Genomic DNA, 21,559 nt, shown 5'->3' on the forward strand with positions numbered 1-21,559 from the left:
GGCCCCAGCCTCGCCCCGCGGACCCCCCACGCACATCGGCCGCGGGGCGAGCGTCCGTTGGACGGAAGTCCCTGTCCGGACCGGGTCGGCCGCGTCGAAAGTCTGCGATGCGGTGACTTTGGTCGACGATTCCGGCCGGAGCGAGGTGAAGGGGCCCCGGCCTGCGTAGATTTGTCGACCGTGAGTGGTGACAACGCGGGGCAGGCCTCCCCGGTGCCGGCGGTCGAGACACCTGCGCTGTTCACCGGACGTAGATGGTTCATCCCCTCCGCCCTGCTGCACGAGCTCGACCCCGACGCCGCACGGGCCGGGCGACGGCCCCGGCGTACCGCCCGCGACTGGGTCGTCGACTTCTCCTGCTTCCTGCTGGCCGTGCTGGTGGGCGCGGTCGCCATAGAAGCGCTCAACGACAACCCCCACGTTTCGGAAGGGCTGGCCGTCGTCGACCAGCTGATCGGGGCGCTGGCCTGCGCGGCCGTCTGGCTGCGCCGCCGCTGGCCGCTGGGGCTCGCCGTGGCGATGACCGCCGCCACCTTCGTCTCGGACACGGCGGGCGGGGCGGGGCTGATCGCCCTGTTCACCCTCGCCGTGCACCGCCCCTTCCGATACGGGGCCTGGGTGGGCGGCATCAACGTGGCCCTGGTTCCGCTCTACTACTGGCTGCGTCCCGACGCGGACATCCCGTACCTGGTGAGCGTGCTCCTCGCTGGTCTGCTCACGCTGGCGATCGTCGGCTGGGGCATGTTCGTACGGTCCAAGCGGCAGCTCATGGTGAGCCTCAGGGACCGGGCCCGGCGGGCCGAGACGGAGGCGCGGCTGCGGGCCGAGCAGGCGCAGCGGCTCGCCCGTGAGGCCATCGCGCGGGAGATGCACGACGTGCTCGCGCACCGGCTGACCCTGCTGAGCGTGCACGCGGGCGCCCTGGAGTTCCGGCCCGACGCACCCCCGGCGGAGACGGCCCGGGCGGCGGGTGTCATCCGGGAGAGCGCGCACGAGGCCCTCCAGGACCTGCGCGAGATCATCGGCGTCCTGCGGGCCGGGGAGCCGGACGACACGGGGCGGCCGCAGCCGACGCTGGCGGCGCTGGACACGCTGGTCGCCGAGTCGCGTGAGGCCGGCATGAAAGTCGCCCTCGACCAGCGGGTCGACGACGCCGGCGCCGTTCCGTCCTCCGTCGGCCGCACCGCGTACCGGATCGCCCAGGAGGGCCTGACCAACGCCCGCAAGCACGCGCCCGGCACGGAGGTCACGGTGACCGTCACCGGCGGACCGGGCACCGGCCTGACCGTCTCCGTGCACAACCCGCCCCCCGAGGGCGAGGTACCACCCGTCCCCGGCTCCGGCCAGGGCCTGATCGGCCTGACGGAACGAGCGACCCTGGCGGGCGGCCGACTGGAGCACGGCCACACACCGGAGGGCGGGTTCGAGGTACGGGCGTGGCTGCCGTGGGGCTGAGGCGCGGCCTCGCGGATCCTTCCTCATGACCCCCTGCCCTGACCGGAGTTGACCTGGCCGGGGTGGTGCCCGGCGTCGGCGTCCGGGCCCCGCGTCCGCCCCGACCGTGATTACGTAAGGCCCATGACTGCGATCAGACTGCTCCTCGTCGACGACGATCCGCTGGTGCGGGCCGGACTGTCCTTCATGATGGGCGGAGCCGACGACATCGACATCGTCGGCGAGGCGGCCGACGGCGGCGAGGTGGAGGCGCTCGTCGACCGCACCCGGCCGGACGTCGTGCTCATGGACATCCGGATGCCGACGGTGGACGGTCTCACGGCCACGGAGCGGCTGCGCGCCCGCGAGGACGCCCCGCAGGTGGTGGTCCTCACCACCTTCCACGCCGACGAACAGGTCCTGCGGGCGCTGCGCGCGGGCGCCGCCGGTTTCGTCCTCAAGGACACCCCGCCGGCCGAGATCCTCGCTGCGGTACGCCGGGTCGCGGCCGGCGACCCGGTCCTGTCGCCCACCGTCACCCGCCAGCTGATGCAGCACGCGGTCGGCACCGCCGCCGACACCCGCCGCACACGTGCGCGTGAACGCATGGCCGCCCTCAACGACCGCGAGCGCGAGGTCGCCGTCGCGGTCGGCCGGGGCCTGTCCAACGCCGAGATCGCCACCGGCCTCTTCATGAGCGTCGCCACGGTCAAGACGCACGTCTCCCGCATCCTGGCCAAGCTCGACCTCAACAACCGCGTGCAGATCGCGCTGCTGGCGTACGACGCGGGACTCCTGGAGGAGGAACAGGAGGGGCACTGACCGGCCCGCCGGGCTCGCGGCACCGCCGCCCCGCCGTTACCCGAAGGCCGAGGCGGCCCCGCCGGGTATCTCCGCGAGGTGCACCGGCCTGCGCTCCCGGCGCGACACCTCGCACGCCTCGGCGACACGCAGCGCCTGAAGGGCCTCGCGCCCGTCGCAGGGGTTGGCCCGCTCGCCCCGCACGACCTCGACGAAGGCGTTCAGCTCCGCCTCATAGGCGGGGCCGAAGCGCTCCAGGAAGCCGGTCCAGGGCTTGTCCGCGGCCGGCGGTCCGGTCGGCTCGGTGGACGCGATCGGCGTACGGTCGTCCAGGCCGACCACGATCTGGTCGAGCTCCCCGGCCAGCTCCATGCGCACGTCGTAGCCGGCCCCGTTCAGCCGGGCGCCGGTGACCGTGGCGAGCGTGCCGCCGTCGAGGGTGAGGAGCGCGGCGCCGGTGTCGACGTCGCCCGCCTCGCGGAACATCGCGGGCCCGGCGTCCGACCCCGCCGCGTAGACGTCCGTCACCTCCCGGCCCGTCACCCAGCGCAGCACGTCGAAGTCGTGGATCAGCGTGTCCCGGTACAGCCCGCCGGACAGCGGCAGCCACGCCGCGGGCGGCGGCGTCCGGTCGCTGCTCAGCGCCCGTACGGTGTGCAGCCGCCCCAGCCTGCCGGAGCGTACGGCCTCGCGGGCGCCCCGGTAGCCGGCGTCGAAGCGGCGCTGGAAGCCCATCTGGAGCACCGTCCCGGCCGTCTCGACCTCGGCGATCGCGCTCAGCGTCCCCGGCAGGTCCAGCGCGATGGGCTTCTCGCAGAACACCGGCAGGCCCGAGCGTGCTGCCCGACCGATCAGTTCGGCGTGGGCCGACGTCGCCGTCGTGATCACCACGGCGTCGACCCCCCAGCGGAAGATCTCCTCCACGCCGGGCGCGGCCGTCTCACCCAGCCGGTGCGCCAGTTCCTGGGCCCGCGACGCGTCCGCGTCCGTGAGGATCAGGGAGCCCACGTCGCGGTGCCGGCTGAGCGTGTTCGCGTGGATCGTGCCGATGCGGCCCGTACCGATGACGCCGATGCGCATGAAAACAAAGTGCGTGCCCAGCCCTCCCCTGTCAATCGGAATGTCCGGACAATCTGACTACACAACTTCCCGTCAACAACGCACGGAGCTACGCTCGGCCCGTGCCGAAACCAGAAGTGGACCCGACCGTGCAGCTCGAGCTGAGCGTGGACCGCAGCTCTCCCGTGCCGTTGTACTTCCAGCTGTCCCAGCAGCTGGAGGCCGCGATCGAGCACGGCACGCTGACCCCCGGCAGCCTGCTGGGCAACGAGATCGAACTCGCCGCCCGGCTCGGCCTGTCCCGGCCGACCGTCCGCCAGGCCATCCAGTCGCTCGTCGACAAGGGCCTCCTCGTCCGCCGCCGCGGCGTGGGCACCCAGGTCGTGCACAGCCAGGTCAAACGCCCGCTGGAGCTGAGCAGCCTCTACGACGACCTGGAGGCGGCGGGCCAGCGCCCGGCCACCAAGGTCCTCGTCAACACGCTCGTCCCCGCCTCCGCCGAGGTCGCCGCCGCACTCGGCGTCGCCGAGGACAGCGACGTCCACCGCGTGGAACGCCTGCGCCTCGCCCACGGCGAGCCCATGGCCTACCTCTGCAACTTCCTGCCTCCCGGCCTCATCGACCTCGACACCGCCCAACTGGAGACCACGGGCCTCTACCGCCTGATGCGGGCGGCGGGAATCACCCTCCACAGCGCCCGCCAGTCGATCGGCGCCCGGGCCGCGACGGCGGAGGAGGCGGAACGACTGGCGGAGGAGGCGGGGGCCCCGCTGCTCACCATGCAACGCGTCACGTTCGACGACACGGGCCGAGCAGTGGAATACGGCACACACACCTACCGCCCGACGCGCTACTCGTTCGAGTTCCAGCTTCTTGTGAGGACCTGAGGGCGGCGCGTTTCTCGGGGGCGCGGGGAACTGCGCGATCAGCCCCCACGCACCCGCACACGGCAACGGTGGGTTGTTCCCCCGCTCCGCACCCTGCCTCCCCGTGAGGCAGAATCGGCGGCGATGAGCACCTACCGCGACTTCACCGCCCCCATCGGCTCCCGCCGTGCCACCGTGCTCCGCACCGTCGGCACCCGGGAGCGCCGCTCACACCTGACGGCACCCCGCGTACCGACGGTCGGCATCGACATCGGCGGTACGAAGGTGATGGCGGGCGTCGTCGACGCCGACGGCAACATCCTGGAGAAGGTCCGCACGGAGACGCCGGACAAGTCCAAGAGCCCCAAGGTCGTCGAGGACACCATCGCCGAGCTGGTCCTGGACCTCTCGGACCGGCACGACGTGCACGCCGTCGGCATCGGCGCGGCCGGCTGGGTCGACGCCGACCGCAACCGCGTGCTGTTCGCCCCCCACCTGTCCTGGCGCAACGAACCCCTGAGGGACCGCCTCGCCAGCCGCCTGTCGGTCCCGGTCCTCGTGGACAACGACGCCAACACCGCCGCCTGGGCCGAGTGGCGCTTCGGCGCCGGCCGCGGCGAGGACCACCTCGTGATGATCACGCTGGGCACCGGCATCGGCGGCGCGATCCTGGAGGACGGGCAGGTCAAGCGCGGCAAGTACGGCGTCGCCGGCGAGTTCGGCCATATGCAGGTCGTGCCCGGCGGCCACCGCTGCCCGTGCGGCAACCGCGGCTGCTGGGAGCAGTACAGCTCCGGAAACGCCCTGGTCCGCGAGGCGCGCGAGCTGGCCGCGGCCGACTCGCCGGTGGCGTACGGGATCATCGAGCACGTCAAGGGCAACATCTCCGACATCACCGGCCCGATGATCACCGAGCTGGCCCGCGAGGGCGACGCCATGTGCATCGAGCTGCTCCAGGACATCGGCCAGTGGCTCGGCGTCGGCATCGCCAACCTCGCGGCCGCCCTCGACCCCTCCTGCTTCGTCATCGGCGGCGGCGTCTCGGCCGCCGACGACCTGCTGATCGGCCCCGCGAGGGACGCCTTCCGCAGGCATCTGACCGGCCGCGGCTACCGCCCCGAGGCCCGTATCGCCCGGGCCCAGCTCGGCCCCGAGGCCGGCATGGTCGGCGCCGCCGACCTGGCCCGGCTGGTCGCCCGCCGCTTCCGGCGCGCCAAGCGCCGCCGGGTGGAGCGGTACGAGCGCTACGAGCGGTACGCGCAGTCCCTCCGCAGTACCCAGGAGACGCTGTGACCACCTCGCTGCCGCACCAGGGCTCGTGGCCGGAGGGGGAGGAACGCCCGGCCGAGGACCGCCGCCACATGATCCGCCGCAGGGCGCTCACCCTCCTGATCATCGTGCTGCTCATCGGCGTTCCGGCCGGCTACCTGGTGATCTCCGCGAACCAGAGCCGGGACAGCGGCAAGGACAAGGAGGCGAAGTACTCGGCGACCGGCCTGACCGCGGGCTGGCCGTCCAAGCTCCAGCGCCGGATCTACCAGGTGCCCGTCCCGCACCCGGCCTGGCACGTGGCGTACTACGAGACCAACAACTGGAAGACCAGCCGCCTGTACGCCCAGTTCGAGACCAACGCGGCCGGTCTGGACGCCTATCTGACAGGCCTGGGCGTGACCCGGAAGGACCTGGAGAAGGACCACATCACCATCGGCGCCCGCGACCGCAAGGTCACCGGCTGGAAGTTCCCCGAGGGCGACTCCTGGTACGGCTTCGTCCACCGGCAGAAGAACCCCGCACCCACGCACGACGTGGTGGTCGACCTGTCCAACCCGGCGTATCCCTGGGTGTACGTCGTGTCGCGGACGGTGCCCTGACCCGAGGCCGTGCTCGGCCGTCGGGGTCGTCGGGGCCGAATGTCAGACCCCGCCCGTAGAGTCGGAGACAACTGATCCGACACGTGGGCGGGAGGTGACAGGACGTATGGGCGACACGGCTGCGGTGGCCGAGCGGGCGGGGGACGCGACGGTTCCGGTCCGGCTCCCGGCCGTCTTCCTGCCCGCACCCCTCCCACGCGACGGGCGCATCGCCTTCTGGGACCCCGAGGGCGAGACCCTGCCCACCGACGACACACAGCTCACGGTCGTACGACGGCACGGCGCCGCGGTCCGGCGGCGGACCACCCCGGCACTGTCCCTCCCGCTGGACGAAGCCCTTCCGCTGCTGGTCCGCGCCCGGCGCGACCCCGCGGCCCACCCGGCCACCGCCTGCTGGGGCGCCGCGGCCCTGCACGCCCTGCGGCTGACCGCGCGCGGCCGGCTGCTGCCCGGTCTGACACCCACGGGCCACGACGCCTGGCGCGCCGGCCCGCTGGACCCGGACGACATCGCGCACCTGCGCGCGGTGGCCGCCGCCCTGCCGTACGAGGGGCATGCCGTCCCGCTGCCCGGCCCGGGCCCGATCCGCCTGCCCGAACCGGAAGCGCTGGTACGCGCGTTCCTCGACGCGGTCGCCGACACCCTGCCGCGCACCCCGGCCGCACCCCACGCCACCGGCAGACCCTTCGCGGCCCGCGACGCCCAGCACCTGCCGCACGCCCACGACTGGGCCGCCGAGGTCGCCGCCGGCATGGACGCCGGCGTGCGGATCTCGCTCCGGCTGGACCTCTCCGCGTACGACCTGTTCGACGACACCTTCGACGGCGGAGCACGCGGCGCCGGCGCCGCGGTCGTCCAGGTGCACAGCCTCGCCGACCCCACCCTCGTCGCCGACGCGGCGGCGCTGTGGGCGGGCGAGGCGGACGACGCCTTCGGCCCGCGCGCCCGGGTGGACGCGGCCCTCGCCGTCCGCCGCGCGGCCCGGGTCTGGCCTCCGCTCGACCGGCTCTGCGACCAGGACGTGCCCGACGTGCTGGCGCTGACGGAGGAGGAGCTGAGCGACCTGCTCGGTGTCGCTGCCACCCGGCTCGCCGCGGCCGGCGTCGCCGTGCACTGGCCCCGGGATCTGGCCCAGGATCTCTCGGCCGCTGCGGTGGTCCGGCCGGCCCCCGGCTCGGCGACCGACGGCACCGGCTTCTTCGAGAGCGAGGATCTGCTCCAGTTCCGCTGGCAGCTGGCGCTCGGCGGCGACCCGCTCACCGAGAGCGAGATGGACGCCCTCGCCGAGGCCCACCGCCCGGTCGTCCGGCTGCGCGACCAGTGGGTGCTGGTCGACCCCGCCCTCGTCCGCAAGGCCCGCAAGCGGGACCTGGGGCTGCTCGACCCGGTCGACGCGCTGTCCGTCGCCCTCACCGGCACCGCCGACGTGGACGGCGAGACGGTCGAGGCCGTACCGGCCGGCGCGCTGGCCGCCCTGCGCGACCGCCTCACCGCGGGAGTACGCCCGGCCGCACCGCCGCCGGGCCTGCACGCCACCCTCCGCGACTACCAGCTCCGGGGCCTGGCCTGGCTCGACCTGATGACCTCCCTCGGCCTCGGCGGCTGCCTCGCCGACGACATGGGTCTCGGCAAGACCGTCACGCTCATCGCCCTGCACTTGAAGCGGGCCCGCCGCGAGCCCACCCTCGTGGTCTGCCCGGCCTCGCTGCTGGGCAACTGGCAGCGGGAAATCACCCGTTTCGCACCCGGCGTCCCCGTCCGCCGCTTCCACGGCCCGGACCGCAGCCTCGACGACCTGGACGGCGGCTTCGTCCTCACCACGTACGGCACGATGCGCTCCGCCGCCCCCGTCCTGGCCGGGCAGACGTGGGGCATGGTCGTCGCCGACGAGGCGCAGCACGTCAAGAACCCTTACTCGGCCACGGCCAAGGCGCTGCGCACGATCCCGTCCCCCGCGCGCGTCGCCCTGACCGGCACACCCGTCGAGAACAACCTGTCGGAGCTGTGGGCCCTGCTCGACTGGACCACCCCGGGCCTCCTCGGCCCGCTGAAGTCCTTCCGCGCCCGGCACGCCCGGGCCGTGGAGAACGGCGAGGACGAGGAGGCCGTGGAGCGCCTGGCCCGCCTGGTCCGGCCCTTCCTGCTGCGCCGGAAGAAGTCCGACCCGGGCATCGTCCCCGAGCTGCCGCCCAAGACGGAGACCGACCACCCGGTGCCGCTCACCCGTGAACAGGGCGCGCTGTACGAGGCGGTGGTGCGCGAGTCGATGCTCGCCATCGAGACCGCCGAGGGCATGGCACGCCGGGGCCTGGTGCTGAAGCTCCTGACGTCGCTGAAGCAGATCTGCAACCACCCGGCGCTGTACCTGAAGGAGGAGCCCGCCCGGGCCGGCGGCGACCGGCTCGCCGCCCGCTCCGGCAAACTCGCGCTGCTGGACGAGCTGTTGGACACGCTGCTCGCCGAAGACGGATCCGCCCTGGTCTTCACCCAGTACGTCGGCATGGCCCGCCTCATCACCTCCCACCTGGCCACCCGGGCGGTCCCGGTCGACCTCCTCCACGGCGGCACGCCGGTACCGGAGCGGGAGCGCATGGTCGACCGCTTCCAGGCCGGCTCGACCCCGGTCCTGGTGCTGTCCCTCAAGGCGGCGGGCACCGGCCTCAACCTCACCCGCGCGGGCCACGTCGTCCACTTCGACCGCTGGTGGAACCCGGCCGTCGAGGAACAGGCCACCGACCGCGCCTACCGCATCGGCCAGACCCAGCCCGTCCAGGTCCACCGCCTCATCACCGAGGGCACGATCGAGGACCGCATCGCCGAGATGCTCCAGGCCAAGCGCGCCCTCGCCGACGCGATCCTCGGCTCCGGCGAGTCGGCCCTCACCGAACTGACGGACCGTGAGCTGTCCGACCTGGTCTCCCTGCGGAGGACGCCATGACGCCCAGTCCGGCCGACGAGGCCCGCCGGGCCCTGCGGGCGGCCCGGGAACAGGCCCACCGGAACCCGGAGACGCCCTCCGCTCCCCACCCGTCCGAGCGGCCCACCGGCCAGGAGGAAGCCCCCCGTCCCGCAGACGTGGCCCGCGAGGCACTGCGCAGGGCGGTCAGTTCGGATGCCTCCGGCGGGCCGGACAGTTCCGGCGCTGCCGGCCGGGCGGACGGTTCCGGCGCCCCGGAGGGGGCGGGGGCCTCGGACGGGGCGGACAATTCCAGCGCCTCTGTCGGGCCCAGCAGTTCCGGCGCCTCCGCCGGGCCGGACCGTTCCCGCGCCCCGGGGAAGTCCCCGGCCGGGACGCACTCGGCCGGTGCTTCCGCTGTCGTGGAGGACCAGCCCGCCGCTGCACCAGCGGACAGCCCGGCCGTGGGTGACGACGAGGGCCCGGGGACGAACGCGGCGGATATCGCGCGCGAGGCACTGCGTGCAGCACGGCAGGACGCGCGGCGGGCCCGGGAAGAGGCGGAGAGTGCGGGACGCCGGTCGCGGCACGGGCGTGCGGGAGAGCGGCCCAGGGCCGGTCGGCAGGCGCGCGGGCACGCCGTCGGCGGGGGAGTGCGGGACGTACGGAAGTTGCTGGCCGACGCTTTCCGAATGCCCGCGGACACGGACGAGTCGGAGGCGGCGCCCGAGGGCCCTGACGAAACCGCCGAGCGCTCGCCCCACGGCCTGCCCGACTCGCCTCACAGCCGCGCCGACCCCACTCGCACCCCCACCCCCTCAGCCACCCGACCCGAGACTCCTCGGATCACCCACTCCATGGCCGCCCCCGACCGCGACACCGAGCTCCGCCGTACCTTTCCCGCCTTCCCGCCCCGGGACCCGGAAGGCAAGGGCTTCGCCGAGAGCTGGTGGGGCAACGCGTGGGTCGCCGCGCTGGAGCAGGGCGCGCTGGACGCCAAGCGGCTGGAGCGCGGGCGGGGTTATGCCGGGCAGGGCAATGTCGACGCCATCACCGTGACGCCCGGCCTGGTGCTGGCGTACGTGCGGGGCAGCCGTCCGCGCCCGTACCGCGTGCAGGTGCGGCTGCGCACGCTGGACGACCAGGACTGGGAGCGGTTCCTGGACGCCGCCGCCGACCGGCCCGGGCACATCGCGGCACTCCTCGACAAGGAGATGCCCCAGTCCCTCGCGGACTGCGGCGTGCCCCTGCTGCCGGGACCGGGCGATCTGGAACCGCGGTGCAGCTGCCCCGACCGGGGCCACCCCTGCAAGCACGCCGCCGCCCTCTGCTACCAGACCGCGCGGCTGCTCGACGCCGACCCCTTCGTCCTGCTCCTGCTGCGCGGCCGGGGCGAACGCGAGTTGCTCGACGCGCTGTCCCGGTTGAGTGCCACCCGTGCGGCGCGCGCCGCGCAGGACAGGGGACCGGCGCCGCTCCCCGGAGTGCGGGCCGGTGAGGTGCTCGCGCCGCGCGCCCTCCCGCCCCTGCCGGCGCCGCTGCCCCCGCCCCCGCACCCCGAGCAGCCCCCGGCCTACCCGGCGGCCCCCGGCGGCCCGGACCCGTTCGCGCTGGACCAGCTGGCCACGGACGCCGCCGCCCGGGCCCACGCGCTGCTCACCACGGGCCGTGATCCGGTCGGGCAGCTGACGCTCTGGGAGGACGCGGTCCGCCTGGCCGCGGCCCGCCCCGGCTCGGGGCTCACCGCGGGCACCCGGGCGCTCTACTCCTCCCTCGCCTCCGCGGCGGGCCGCACCCCGTCCGAGCTGGCCCGCGCGGTCGCCGCCTGGCGCCAGGGCGGACCGGAGGGCCTCGCCGTACTGGAGGAGCCGTGGGATCCGCCGGCCGGCCGGTTCGACCGGGCCCGTCCGCTGCTCCTCGCCGCGGACCTGCCCGCCTTCCGCCCCTGGCGCAACCACCTCACCCACCCCCAGGGCCATGTGCAGCTCCGCCTCGGCCGCGACGGCCTGTGGTACGCCTACGAGTCCGAGCCGGGCGACGAGGACTGGTGGCCCCGGGGCACCCCCGACCTGGACCCGGTCGGCGCCCTGACGGGCCTCGGCATACCGAGCGACCTCTGAGTCACCCGGCGCGGTGTCAGGCGCGTCGTCGGGCCCACAGCGGGGTGACGAAGCCGATGAGGACGGCGGCGATGCCGACCTGGAAGACGTGACGGATCCAGTCGATACCGCCGGTGTCGCGCACACCGAATGCGGTGGCGAGCGCGTTGCCGGCGACGGCGCCGACGATGCCCATGAGGACCGTCAGCCACAGGGGGATGGGCTGACGTCCGGGAAGGACGAGCTTGGCCAGCAGGCCGATGACGAGCCCAGCGATGATGGCCCACAGGAACGACACGACAACTCCTTCCATTCGTTGCCCTTTTGGGCACGACTCCGTGTTCCCGCCGAAGTCCGTCATAAGCGTCGTCTGTCACACGGACCTTCACACCGGTCATGGGACGCAACTCGAGCGGCCGCGGCCGGAGCCTGTCGGCCACCGGAGTGAAGTGCTGGACCGGCGTGAGGTTGTGGGTGCGGGCGTGGCAGGTATCCGTGCTGGGCGGTGAGCCGGTGGATACCCGGCCTCGGGACGACAAGGAGTGGAGAACCCATGGGACACGGTGGCAACGTCATCCAGGAACTGACCGCGGATCACCGCGAGGTGGAGGACCTCTTCTCGCAGATCGAAGCACTGCCCGAGGCCGATGAGCAGCGGCGCGAACTGGCGGACCGGCTCACCATGGAGCTGATCCGGCACTCGGTGGCCGAGGAGGAGTACCTGTACCCGGCGGTGCGCCGGTACGTCGACGGGGGAGACGACCTCGCCGACAAGGAGATCGCCGATCACGGCGAAGTCGAGCGCATGCTCAAGGAGCTCGAGGACTGCCGGCCCGGGGACGGGCGTTTCGACGCGCTGATCCTGCGGCTGAAGACTGCCGTCACGGCGCATGTCAACGACGAGGAGAACCGGCTCTTCCCGATGCTGGCCGACGTCTGCTCCGCCGATGCCCTGGAGAAGCTCGGGGAGAAGGCCCGGTCCGCCAAGAAGCATGCTCCGACCCGTCCGCACCCGTCCGCGCCGGACACGCCGCCCGCGAACAAACTCCTGGCGCCCGGCACAGGCATGGTCGACCGCCTGCGCGACATGCTCACCGGGCGCGGAAAGCAAGACCCCGGGGCCGGATGACCGGAGGAGCCGATGGGTGAGGGCAACCGGCTGTGCCGCCCGGCCGGCCCCGCATCATCGGCTCCGGCCCGGTTGCCGTCACCGGCCCCGCCCGACGCCCGGTTTGGGGCGCGCCCCACCACGTCACTCCTGGTGCCCGTCGCCTCCCGGCCGCTTTCCGTCCCCCGGGCGTGGGGCTTCATCGTGTATGCGGATCACCATGTACGTCTCTCCGTCCCTGGGCGGCCGCGTCCAGGAACGGGTGGCGAACGTGTGCAGCCGCCCGTTCACGATCGCGTGACGCGGCAGCTGGGCACCGAACTCCCCGGCCACCGCCTCCAGCAGCGACCGTTCCGCCCCGGCGCCGTCCGCCGGACCACCGAAGAACCGGCTCGGATCCAGCGGCCGCGGTATCTCCCCGCTTGACCGGACCTCTCCGTCCGCGTACGTGAACGCGTACTGCTCGGCACCGTCTAGCGCCACCGAAAGGTGGAAGAACCGCTCCCCGTGACTCTTCCTCAGGCCGCTCCACACCACCACCGCGCGGGTGCCCTCACTGGCGGCGGCGGCCGGGGAGACGAACCGCCGCTGGTCGAACGGGGCGGGATTACCGTCGAAAGCGAAACTCCAGCCGGTGCCGGCCCGGCCGACCGCCATGAGAGCCCTGTCGTCGTAGGACGAGAACTCCCGCCGCTCGTCCAGCGATCTGCGGCGCGCCTCCCAGGAGGTCATGGGTTCGTTCAGCACGGTGCCGTCCCCGTCCCCGTCCGCGAGCCGTTCGGGCAACTCCTCCGGCTCCACCGCCTCCACCAGGACGAACCGGTAGGACGTGCGGTTGTTGCCGGGGTCCGGCTCCGCGAGCCACGCCAGGTCACCCGGGTCGAGCCCGGCCGTCGGCCCCGGCACCTCGCCGGTCTGCCCGCCCCGTGGCGTGGACAGCAGCTCGCGGCCCCGCTCCGGGGTCAGCAGCGGCCCGAGCACGGGGTCGGCCACCCATCCCAGCGGCGCCAGATGATCAGGTCCCAGCGGCTCCCACAGCGGCAGAGCGTCCCTCAGCGTCCGCCATGCCCCGTCGGTGTCTCCCCACCGCGCCAGCTCCCGCGCCCGCTCGACCGCTTCCCCGAACGGTCCGGCCGCCGTGTACCGGTACGTGCCGTTGCGCACCTGATCCAGCGTCGCGTGAGCCAGCGACACCAAGTCCTCGTCGGCGCCCCGCAGATGGAACGTCAGCGTGGAGTCGTCCCGGTACGAGTGCGCCGCGTGCTCGGAGACCAGGGGTGGCATCAGCTCGGCAGCGTACCGCGGGTCGGTGGCCAGCCCGTCGAAGTACACCATGTAGGTCTGTCCGAGCAGGCGGCGTATCTGATCGCCCAGCCCGGCGGCTCGTGGTCTGCCGTACTCCTTGGCCTCGTCCAGGGCCTCCCCGGCCCGTTCCCAGCCGCCGCGAAGCGCCTCCAGCCGGGCCTCCTCCACCATGGAGTCCAGCTCCCGTGTCGTGTCGTTGACGAACACCGGCTCCTCGTCACCGCCTCGCGCGCGCAGGCTGTGGAACCCCCGGTACACGTCCCGCATGAACTCGAGGAAATTCGCGTGGCGCTCGGGTGGCTCGGCCAGCCAGCTCGCCCACGTGTAGACAGCCCACTCACCGTCCTCATCCACGTCCTCGGGATCCAGGAGAACGTGGGTGGCGTCGGACTCGACGTCCAGCTGCAGCCCGCGCCGCCAGATGTCCGCCTCCCGCCGCTGCTCCGGGTCGGCGTCCTCGTCCAGGTACTCCTCGAACAGGTCCGCCAGCCCCGACTCGTTGTCGTGCCAGTGCGCGTCCTCGGTCCCCGCCAGCAGCCACACGAACCCGCCCGCGTGCCGCCACCCGTCGCTGACCTTGAGGAACTCCCGGTACGACGGGGGCATCCGTCGGCCGAGGCGCTCCTCCATGGCCGCGATCCGCTCCTCCGGCGCGGCCGGAAACCCGAGCCAGCGCGCCCGCCGCGCGGCCTCGTCGTCCGCACTCCGCATGTCGTCGTCGGGCAGGGAATCTGCCCACTCCCCGCTCCACCTGAGCAGGAAGGACCGCCAGTCGAATGCCGTGGTGTCCGTCATGTGCCCGATGCTGCCACCCACCACTGACAACGCTCCGTGCCTGCTGCGGCCGGTGGCACTCTCCGCCCCCTTCCAGCCACAGTCGCAGGTGGGAAGGGCGCCCCGTCATCCAGCGGCTGGGCCATGACGTCCTCGCAACCGTGGCACGCCGAAGCCGAAGCCGAAGCCGAAACCGGACCTCGCCGTACGCGTGATCCACGTGGCTGCCTGACAGCGGGCCCATAATCGGTGGACATCGCTCGGGCCGACGGCGAAGGCTGGCGGTATGGAGCAGGAGAATCTCTGGGACGCCGATGCCGCCCAACGCTATGACAGCCCCGGTACGGGCATGTTCGCGCCCGAGATCCTCGGGCCGACCGTGGACCGCCTCGCAGAAATCGCGGGCGACGGAGCGGCGCTCGAGTTCGCTGTCGGCACCGGCCGGGTGGCCGTGCCGCTCGCCGAGCGGGGAGTACCGGTCACCGGCATCGAGTTGTCGCGGCCGATGGTCGACCAGCTGCGCACCAAGGCGGACGAAGCGACGATCCCCGTGGTCATCGGTGACATGACGACCTCCACGGCCCCGGGGACGTACACGCTGGTCTACCTCGTCTACAACACCATCTCCAACCTCCTCACCCAGGCCGAGCAGGTCGAGTGCTTCCGTAACGCCGCCCGCCACCTCACGTCCGGCGGCCGGTTCGTGATCGAGCTCTGGGTACCGGAGCTGCGCAAGCTGCCACCGGGGCAGACGGCCGTGGTCTGGAACTCTGAGGCCGGTTACATCGGACTGGACACCTACGACGTCCTGAACCAGCACGTCGTCTCGCACCACTTCCGATTCGGCGAGACCAGCCAGGCCGAGCTGTCCCGCACCCCGCACCGCTACATCTGGCCGGCCGAACTCGACCTCATGGCGCAGCTGGCCGGATTCGAGCTGGAGAGCAGGCACGCGGACTGGACCGGCGCCGAATTCACCGCCGACTCGCGTTCTCACGTCTCCGTCTACCGATACCGGCCGGACCACTGACTTCGCCACCACGAAACCCTGGTGTGTGCACCAGGACGTGGAGGTCTGGCGCGGGTCTGCGCCCCCGCTCCCGCGGAGAATGTGTGATGTGGGAGCGTGATCGGGTGAGTCAGAAGAACGTCGAAACCCTGCAATACCGCTTTGACGGGCCGGAAGAGGCCCCCGTCCTGATCCTCGGTCCCTCACTGGGTACCACATGGCACATGTGGGACCGCCAGGTCCCCGAGCTGATCAAGCAGTGGCGCGTCTTCCGGTTCGACCTGCCGGGGCACGGCGGCGCGCCCGCGTACCCGGCGGGCTCGGTCACCGACCTCACCACCCGGCTGCTGGCCACCCTGGAAGGGCTCGGCGTGCACCGCTTCGGCTACGCGGGCTGCGCGCTCGGCGGGGCGGTCGGCATCGAGCTGGCCCTGCGCCACCCCGAGCGGCTCGCCTCCCTCGCGCTGATCGCCGCCTCGCCGCGCTTCGGCACGGCCGACGAGTTCCGGCAGAGAGGCGTGATCGTCCGCACGAACGGCCTCGACCCCATCGCCCGTACCGCGCCCGAGCGCTGGTTCACCGGCGGGTTCGCCGCCGCGCAGCCCGCGATCACCGAGTGGGCCGTGCAGATGGTGCGCACCACCGACCCCGGCTGCTACATCGCCGCCTGCGAGGCGCTCGCCTCGTTCGACGTGCGTGCCGAGCTCGGGCGGGTCGGTGTGCCGACGCTGGTCCTCGTCGGATCGGACGACCAGGTCACCGGTCCCGCCGAGGCCCGCACCCTGGTCGCCGGCATCCCGGACGCCCGCCTCGCCGTCGTCCCGGGCGCCTCCCACCTGGTGCCGGTGGAGCAGCCCGCGGCCGTCACCGACCTGCTGGTGCGGCACTTCTCCACCGCCTGGCAGCCCGTCTTCGAGACCTCCACCGGCCAGACCGCCCTGCCCGCTGCCGCCGTGAAGCCGGTCCTGTCCGCCGCGCCCGCGCAGCCCCTGCAGACCGGCCCCGTCGCCGAGATCGCGCCGGTCGTACCGCCGCAGCCCCAGGGCCGGCCCGACCCCTACGACGCCGGGCTCAAGGTCCGCCGTGAGGTGCTGGGCGACGCGCACGTCGACCGGGCGCTGGAACAGGCCGACGAGTTCTCGGGGGACTTCCAGGAGTTCATCACCCGCTACGCCTGGGGCGAGATCTGGAACCGCCCCGGCCTCGACCGGCGCACCCGCAGCTGTGTCACCCTCACCGCCCTGGTCGCCGGCGGCCACCTGGACGAGCTGGCCTTCCACACCCGCGCCGCCCTGCGCAACGGCCTCACCCCGGGTGAGATCCAGGAGGTGCTGCTCCAGGCGGCCGTCTACTGCGGCGTGCCCGCCGCGAACAGCGCGTTCAAGGTCGCCCAGCAGGTCATCCGCGAGGAGACCACGCCCCAGGAGTGAGTGAGCCCGCCGGGGAGCGCGGAGGCAGGATGGAGTCATGAAGCTCACGAAGAAGTCGCACGCCTGCGTCCGCCTCGAGAAGGACGGCCGCACCCTCGTCCTCGACCCCGGCGGGTTCAGCGAGGAGGACGCCGCGCTCGGCGCGGACGCGATCCTCGTCACCCACGAGCACCCCGACCACTTCGACGAGTTCCGGCTGCGCGCCGCGATGGAGAACAACCCGGCCGCGCAGATCTGGACCCTGAAGTCCGTCGCCGAGAAGATCTCCTCGGCGTTCCCCGGCCGCGTGCACACCGTCGGCCACGGCGACACCTTCACCGCCGCCGGCTTCGACGTCCAGGTCCACGGCGAGCTCCACGCGGTGATCCACCCGGACATCCCGCGGATCACCAACGTCGGCTTCCTCGTCGACGGCGGCAAGGTCTTCCACCCCGGCGACGCCCTCACCGTCCCCGGCCACCGGGTGGAGACGCTGATGCTCCCGGTGATGGCCCCCTGGAGCAAGATCTCGGAGGTCATCGACTACGTCCGCGAGGTGAAGCCGCAGCGCGCCTACGACATCCACGACGCCCTGCTCACCGACCTGGCCCGCCCGATCTACGACCGCCAGATCGGGCAGCTCGGCGGCTCGGAGCACCTGCGGCTGACACCGGGGGACTCCGCCGAGGTCTGAGGCCCGGGATCCGAGGCCCCCGGGGGACCGGGCCGCGTTGTCAGACCCGCCGGGTAGGTTGTGGGACATGCGCATCGCGACCTGGAACGTGAACTCGATCACCGCCCGCCTGCCGAGGCTCCTGGCCTGGCTGGAGAGCAGCGGCACGGACGTGCTGTGCCTCCAGGAGGCCAAGGTCGCCGAGGACCAGTTCCCGACGGAGCAGCTGCGCGAGCTGGGCTACGAGTCGGCGGTCCACGCGACCGGCCGGTGGAACGGCGTGGCGGTGCTGTCCCGCGTCGGCATCGAGGACGTCGTCAAGGGCCTGCCCGGCGACCCCGGCTTCGACGGCTCGGTGGAGCCCCGCGCCATCTCGGCGACGTGCGGCCCGCTCCGCGTCTGGTCGGTCTACGTGCCGAACGGCCGTGAGGTGGACCACCCCCACTACGCCTACAAGCTCCAGTGGTTCGAGGCCCTCAAGGCCGCCGTCGCCGGTGACGCGTCCGGCAGCCGCCCCTTCGCGGTGATGGGTGACTACAACGTGGCGCCGACGGACGACGACGTCTTCGACCGCGCCGCCTTCGAGGGCTCCACCCACGTCACCCCGGCCGAGCGCGCCGCCCTCGCGTCCCTGCGCGAGGCGGGCCTGTCCGACGTGGTCCCGCGGCCCCTCAAGTACGAGCACCCGTTCACCTACTGGGACTACCGCCAGCTCTGCTTCCCGAAGAACCGCGGCATGCGCATCGACCTGGTGTACGCCAACGCGCCGTTCACGAAGGCGGTCAAGGACGCGTACGTGGACCGCGAGGAGCGCAAGGGCAAGGGCGCGTCGGACCACGCCCCGGTCGTGGTGGACCTCGACGTCTAGGACCGGAGCAGCTCCAGGTCGACCGAGTCCGCCAGGGCGGCGAGTCCCGCGTCGCCCGGGTGCAGATGGTCCCCGCTGTCGTACGCGGGCAGGATCCGGGACGGCCGCCCCGGGTCCCGGACCACCGCGTCGAAGTCGAGCACGCCGTCGAAGACCCCGCCGTCCCGGATCCACTCGTTCACCGCGACCCGCTCGGCGTCGACGGCGGCCGTACAGCGCGCCTCGCCCTCGCACGGCAGGATCGTCGCCGCGAGCATCCTGACGCCCCGGGCGTGCCCGCGAGCCGCCAGCTCCCGCAGCCCGGTGATCACCTGCTCCGCCGAGGTGCCCCAGCGCATGTCGTTGATGCCCTCGAAGACGACCGCCGTCCGTGCCGACGGCTGGGCGAGGACGTCCCGGTCGAACCGGTGCAGGGCGCTCACCCCGGCCGCGTCCGTGGACACCCCGTCGCCGGGATACCGGTCGGTGACCACACGGTTGCCCGAGATGCCCTGGTTCAGCACTCCGTAGCGAGGTACCTCGCTCTGCGCCAGCAGCCGGCCGGCCAGCACGTCCGGCCACCGCCGGTTCGCGTCCACCGTGGACTTGTCGCCGTCGGTGATCGAGTCCCCGAGCAGCACCACGGACCCGGGCCCGCCGCTCACGTCGACCCCGGCGAGCAGCGGCCAGCTGGTGATCACCGAGGTGTAGGGGTCGCCGGAGGCGTCCGCCGCGTGGTCGCCCGGTCCGCTGACGTACGACCGCTGCTGCGCGAGCCGGTGCACGGGCGCCGCCGCCACCGTGCCGGGCAGATGGAAGCTCACCAGCAGGTCGGCGTCCGACGGGACGGCGAATCCCAGCGGATCGCTGTACGCCTGGGCCCCGGCCGGGATCTCCACGCCCTGCGCACCGCCGAAGGACAGGCGCACCGGTGTCCCGCCCGCCGCCGCGCCCGACGCCCGCACGGCGACCGTCGCGCTGCCGATGCGGACGGGCGCCGCCGCGAAGGTGTTGTCGAACCGCACCCGCACCCGGGGCCCGCCCGCCGACGTGTGCACGACCAGCCGCAGTGTCCGGTCGGTCCAGGGCCCCACCGCGCCGTAGCCCCCGGCCGACGTCGTCCAGCTGCCCGTCCAGCCCCGTGTCGAGGTCCGTACCGACACCGCGAAGACATGCAGCCCGGCCGCGCGCGGCAGCCGGACCGACGCGACCGGGCGCCCCGGGACCAGCGGCACCGTCACGACGTACAGGCGGGCCCGCTCGGCGAGTTGCCCGCTGGGCGTGTTGATGTGCGGCAGGGCCACCGCCTTCGTGGCGAGCGGCCCGGTGCGCCAGTCGGGCGCGGTCAGCCGGTACCCGGAGCGGGTGCCGTTCGCATATGTGATCATGCCCGGGCCGCCGGTCTCGGTGCCGGCGGTGCCCGCCACCAGGAAGGCGAGGGCGTCGCCGCGCCCCGTGACCCGTACGTCCTGGCCGGCGGCGAGGACGTTGTCCGGCTCGCCGGGCTGCCGCCGCGGCCAGGTCAGCCGGGCCCCCTGGACGGTCAGGCCGCGGCCGGGCGTCCAGCCCGCGGCCGTGAGGTCCCGCGCGGACAGGGAGGCTCCGGCACCGTCGAAGTCGGCCTGCGCGGGCCGGCCGTCGTCGCTGACGGCGATGTTGTCGAACAGCCGCTCAAGCGGCACCGGCGCGGCCCGCCGCTCCTCGACGGCCCGCGCCGAGACCGCCGGCACCAGGGACCCGCACAGGGTCAGGACGACCAGGATCCCCCGGACACATCGGCGCACGGCCGACTCCTCCCGCTCATCGACACACGACGCGACAAGACGAAACGCAGCAACGGAACAGAAGACACGACGAAAGCCGAGACGCACGACGCCTGGTGAAACTAGGGAGACTTCAGGGACCCGTCAACGAGCCCTGCGCGAACTCGGCGTGAACTCGTCAGGACCCGGCGAGCCCGCGCGCCTGTGGTGCGTACGGCGGTACGAATGACACGCTGGACGTATGAACATCCCTTTCCTGGGCAACCGGCGCCGGAAGCTCGGGGTGCCCGATCCGGCGGGCATCGCGGAACTCCTCGCCGAGTGTGAACTGCTCCGCTCCCAGGCGTCCCGGGCGGGTGTCCGGCTGGACGACTCGGCGGTCTCGCTGGAGGCGCTGGACCAGCTCGTGCCACTCTGGCGGGACGACGAGGAGACCCTGACCTGGCTCGGCAACGACGCCGGGCTCTACCTGGGCACCGTCATCGTGCGCACCGTACCGGGAGCCGCCTGGGAGATCCGGCACGACGGGCAGCCCGTCGTGCGGCTCGCCTCCGGCCGGGAGTTCGACGTGGTCGACTCCGGTCACGAGTGGGCCGCGAACGGCGTGCCCGAGCTGTCCCAGCTGTACGCGGAAGTCGCGGAGTCGTGAGCCCCATGGCCACAACCATTGGCCCAAAGTTCGCCGTAAATACGGCTAATGATCGAAAAGTGCGTGTCGCCCGACAAGTCCGATCTTGCCTGGATACGTTGCGGCAACCACCACACAGCTGAGAGTGAGTAGGGCTGAGCATGGCCATCGATCCGCTGATCGAGCTGCGTGACGTCAACAAGCACTTCGGGGAGCTGCATGTCCTGCAGGACATCAACCTCACCGTCGGCCGGGGGGAGGTGGTCGTGGTCATCGGCCCCTCGGGGTCGGGAAAGTCGACCCTGTGCCGGGCGATCAACCGTCTGGAGACCATCGAGTCGGGGGAGATCGTCCTCGACGGGCAGCCGCTGGCGGAGGAGGGTAAGCCGCTGGCCCGGCTGCGCGCCGATGTCGGCATGGTCTTCCAGGCGTTCAACCTCTTCGCCCACAAGACCGTCCTGCAGAACCTCTCGCTGGGGCAGGTCAAGGTGCGCGGCCGCAAGAAGGAGGACGCCGACAAGCGCTCCCGTGAACTGCTCGACCGGGTCGGCGTCGCCGACCAGGCGGACAAGTACCCGGCGCAGCTCTCCGGCGGCCAGCAGCAGCGCGTGGCCATCGCCCGCGCCCTTGCCATGGAACCCAAGGCGATGCTCTTCGACGAGCCGACCTCCGCCCTCGACCCGGAGATGATCAACGAGGTGCTGGAGGTCATGAAGCAACTGGCCCGCGACGGCATGACCATGATCGTCGTCACGCACGAGATGGGCTTCGCCCGCTCGGCCGCCAACCGCGTCGTCTTCATGGCCGACGGCCGCATCGTCGAGGACCGCACCCCCGACGAGTTCTTCACCAACCCCACCAGCGACCGCGCCAAGGACTTCCTCTCCAAGATCCTCAAGCACTGAACGGGCAGGCACCGGACGGCTCATCGCATCGGACCTCGACTACGATGTGCCCTTCATCCCTGTCGGAGAGGGGGACTTCGCCGAATTCCGCCGATCCCGCCCGGGATGAGCA

At 72.8% G+C, this 21,559-nt stretch carries 18 protein-coding genes; 14 read left to right on the top strand and 4 right to left on the bottom strand.

Going from position 1 to position 21,559, the window contains the following annotated elements; translation table 11 throughout:
- The first annotated feature begins 180 nt into the window (after positions 1 to 180).
- Positions 181 to 1,455 carry a histidine kinase gene (locus ACH4G3_RS03525; protein ID WP_397622879.1) on the top strand — a complete coding sequence of 425 codons (1,275 nt, stop codon included), beginning with the start codon at positions 181 to 183 and terminating at the stop codon, positions 1,453 to 1,455.
- Between the two features lie 123 nt (positions 1,456 to 1,578).
- Positions 1,579 to 2,256, top strand: coding sequence for a response regulator (locus ACH4G3_RS03530; RefSeq protein ID WP_397622880.1), 678 nt, complete (start codon positions 1,579 to 1,581; stop codon positions 2,254 to 2,256).
- Positions 2,257 to 2,292: 36 nt separating this feature from the next.
- Here the strand turns inward: ACH4G3_RS03530 and ACH4G3_RS03535 are convergent, their stop codons facing one another.
- Positions 2,293 to 3,315, bottom strand: coding sequence for a Gfo/Idh/MocA family protein (locus tag ACH4G3_RS03535; protein ID WP_397622881.1), 1,023 nt, complete (start codon positions 3,313 to 3,315; stop codon positions 2,293 to 2,295).
- A gap of 128 nt (positions 3,316 to 3,443) precedes the next feature.
- On the opposite strand from ACH4G3_RS03535, the gene ACH4G3_RS03540 reads away from it, so the two are divergent.
- From ACH4G3_RS03540 to ACH4G3_RS03560, 5 genes are all read left to right on the top strand, one after another.
- Entirely contained in the window at positions 3,444 to 4,181 is a 738-nt protein-coding gene (locus tag ACH4G3_RS03540; RefSeq protein WP_397623372.1) for a GntR family transcriptional regulator, read from the top strand.
- A gap of 123 nt (positions 4,182 to 4,304) precedes the next feature.
- Positions 4,305 to 5,453, top strand: a complete 1,149-nt coding sequence (locus ACH4G3_RS03545; RefSeq protein WP_351411921.1) for an ROK family glucokinase — start codon at positions 4,305 to 4,307, stop codon at positions 5,451 to 5,453.
- Positions 5,450 to 6,031: a sugar kinase gene (locus ACH4G3_RS03550; protein ID WP_397622882.1), complete on the top strand. Its 582-nt coding sequence runs from the start codon at positions 5,450 to 5,452 to the stop codon at positions 6,029 to 6,031. The genes ACH4G3_RS03545 and ACH4G3_RS03550 overlap by 4 nt, the downstream gene beginning before the upstream one ends.
- 106 nt (positions 6,032 to 6,137) lie before the next feature.
- The gene (locus ACH4G3_RS03555; protein ID WP_397622883.1) at positions 6,138 to 8,969 is read left to right on the top strand and encodes a DEAD/DEAH box helicase; all 2,832 of its coding nucleotides are present in this window, start codon (positions 6,138 to 6,140) and stop codon (positions 8,967 to 8,969) included.
- Positions 8,966 to 11,047 (top strand): SWIM zinc finger family protein, encoded by a 2,082-nt coding sequence (locus ACH4G3_RS03560; RefSeq protein ID WP_397622884.1) that lies wholly within the window; start codon positions 8,966 to 8,968, stop codon positions 11,045 to 11,047. The genes ACH4G3_RS03555 and ACH4G3_RS03560 overlap by 4 nt, the downstream gene beginning before the upstream one ends.
- Before the next feature lie 16 nt (positions 11,048 to 11,063).
- On the opposite strand, the gene ACH4G3_RS03565 is transcribed toward ACH4G3_RS03560, so the two are convergent.
- A complete protein-coding gene (locus tag ACH4G3_RS03565; protein WP_397622885.1) occupies positions 11,064 to 11,324 on the bottom strand; it encodes a GlsB/YeaQ/YmgE family stress response membrane protein in 261 nt (86 codons plus the stop codon).
- 255 nt (positions 11,325 to 11,579) lie between these two features.
- Between ACH4G3_RS03565 and ACH4G3_RS03570 the strand changes: the two genes are divergently transcribed.
- Positions 11,580 to 12,155, top strand: a complete 576-nt coding sequence (locus ACH4G3_RS03570) for a hemerythrin domain-containing protein (RefSeq protein WP_397622886.1) — start codon at positions 11,580 to 11,582, stop codon at positions 12,153 to 12,155.
- A gap of 123 nt (positions 12,156 to 12,278) precedes the next feature.
- Here ACH4G3_RS03570 and ACH4G3_RS03575 read toward each other — a convergent pair whose 3' ends face one another.
- Entirely contained in the window at positions 12,279 to 14,234 is a 1,956-nt protein-coding gene (locus ACH4G3_RS03575; protein ID WP_397622887.1) for an SMI1/KNR4 family protein, read from the bottom strand.
- 265 nt (positions 14,235 to 14,499) lie between these two features.
- Here ACH4G3_RS03575 and ACH4G3_RS03580 point away from each other — a divergent pair, with 265 nt between their 5' ends.
- The 4 genes from ACH4G3_RS03580 (at position 14,500) to ACH4G3_RS03595 (ending at position 18,172) form a co-directional block, all read left to right on the top strand.
- On the top strand, positions 14,500 to 15,243 hold the full coding sequence (locus ACH4G3_RS03580; RefSeq protein ID WP_397622888.1) for a class I SAM-dependent DNA methyltransferase: 744 nt from the start codon (positions 14,500 to 14,502) through the stop codon (positions 15,241 to 15,243).
- A gap of 86 nt (positions 15,244 to 15,329) precedes the next feature.
- The gene (gene pcaDC / locus ACH4G3_RS03585; protein ID WP_397622889.1) at positions 15,330 to 16,652 is read left to right on the top strand and encodes a bifunctional 3-oxoadipate enol-lactonase/4-carboxymuconolactone decarboxylase PcaDC; all 1,323 of its coding nucleotides are present in this window, start codon (positions 15,330 to 15,332) and stop codon (positions 16,650 to 16,652) included.
- Positions 16,653 to 16,689: 37 nt separating this feature from the next.
- Positions 16,690 to 17,325 (top strand): MBL fold metallo-hydrolase, encoded by a 636-nt coding sequence (locus ACH4G3_RS03590; RefSeq protein ID WP_397622890.1) that lies wholly within the window; start codon positions 16,690 to 16,692, stop codon positions 17,323 to 17,325.
- A gap of 67 nt (positions 17,326 to 17,392) precedes the next feature.
- Complete coding sequence (locus ACH4G3_RS03595) at positions 17,393 to 18,172, top strand: exodeoxyribonuclease III (protein WP_397622891.1); 780 nt, start codon at positions 17,393 to 17,395, stop codon at positions 18,170 to 18,172.
- Here the strand turns inward: ACH4G3_RS03595 and ACH4G3_RS03600 are convergent.
- A complete protein-coding gene (locus ACH4G3_RS03600; protein ID WP_397622892.1) occupies positions 18,169 to 19,935 on the bottom strand; it encodes an SGNH/GDSL hydrolase family protein in 1,767 nt (588 codons plus the stop codon). The genes ACH4G3_RS03595 and ACH4G3_RS03600 overlap by 4 nt on opposite strands.
- Positions 19,936 to 20,155: 220 nt before the next feature.
- On the opposite strand from ACH4G3_RS03600, the gene ACH4G3_RS03605 reads away from it, so the two are divergent.
- Together ACH4G3_RS03605 and ACH4G3_RS03610 are read left to right on the top strand one after the other, a co-directional pair.
- Positions 20,156 to 20,563, top strand: coding sequence for a DUF6278 family protein (locus ACH4G3_RS03605; protein ID WP_020277080.1), 408 nt, complete (start codon positions 20,156 to 20,158; stop codon positions 20,561 to 20,563).
- Between the two features lie 140 nt (positions 20,564 to 20,703).
- Positions 20,704 to 21,447: an amino acid ABC transporter ATP-binding protein gene (locus ACH4G3_RS03610; protein ID WP_397622893.1), complete on the top strand. Its 744-nt coding sequence runs from the start codon at positions 20,704 to 20,706 to the stop codon at positions 21,445 to 21,447.
- The last annotated feature ends 112 nt before the right edge of the window (positions 21,448 to 21,559 follow it).

The organism is Streptomyces afghaniensis (genome assembly GCF_044327915.1).
Lineage (GTDB): Bacteria > Actinomycetota > Actinomycetes > Streptomycetales > Streptomycetaceae > Streptomyces > Streptomyces afghaniensis.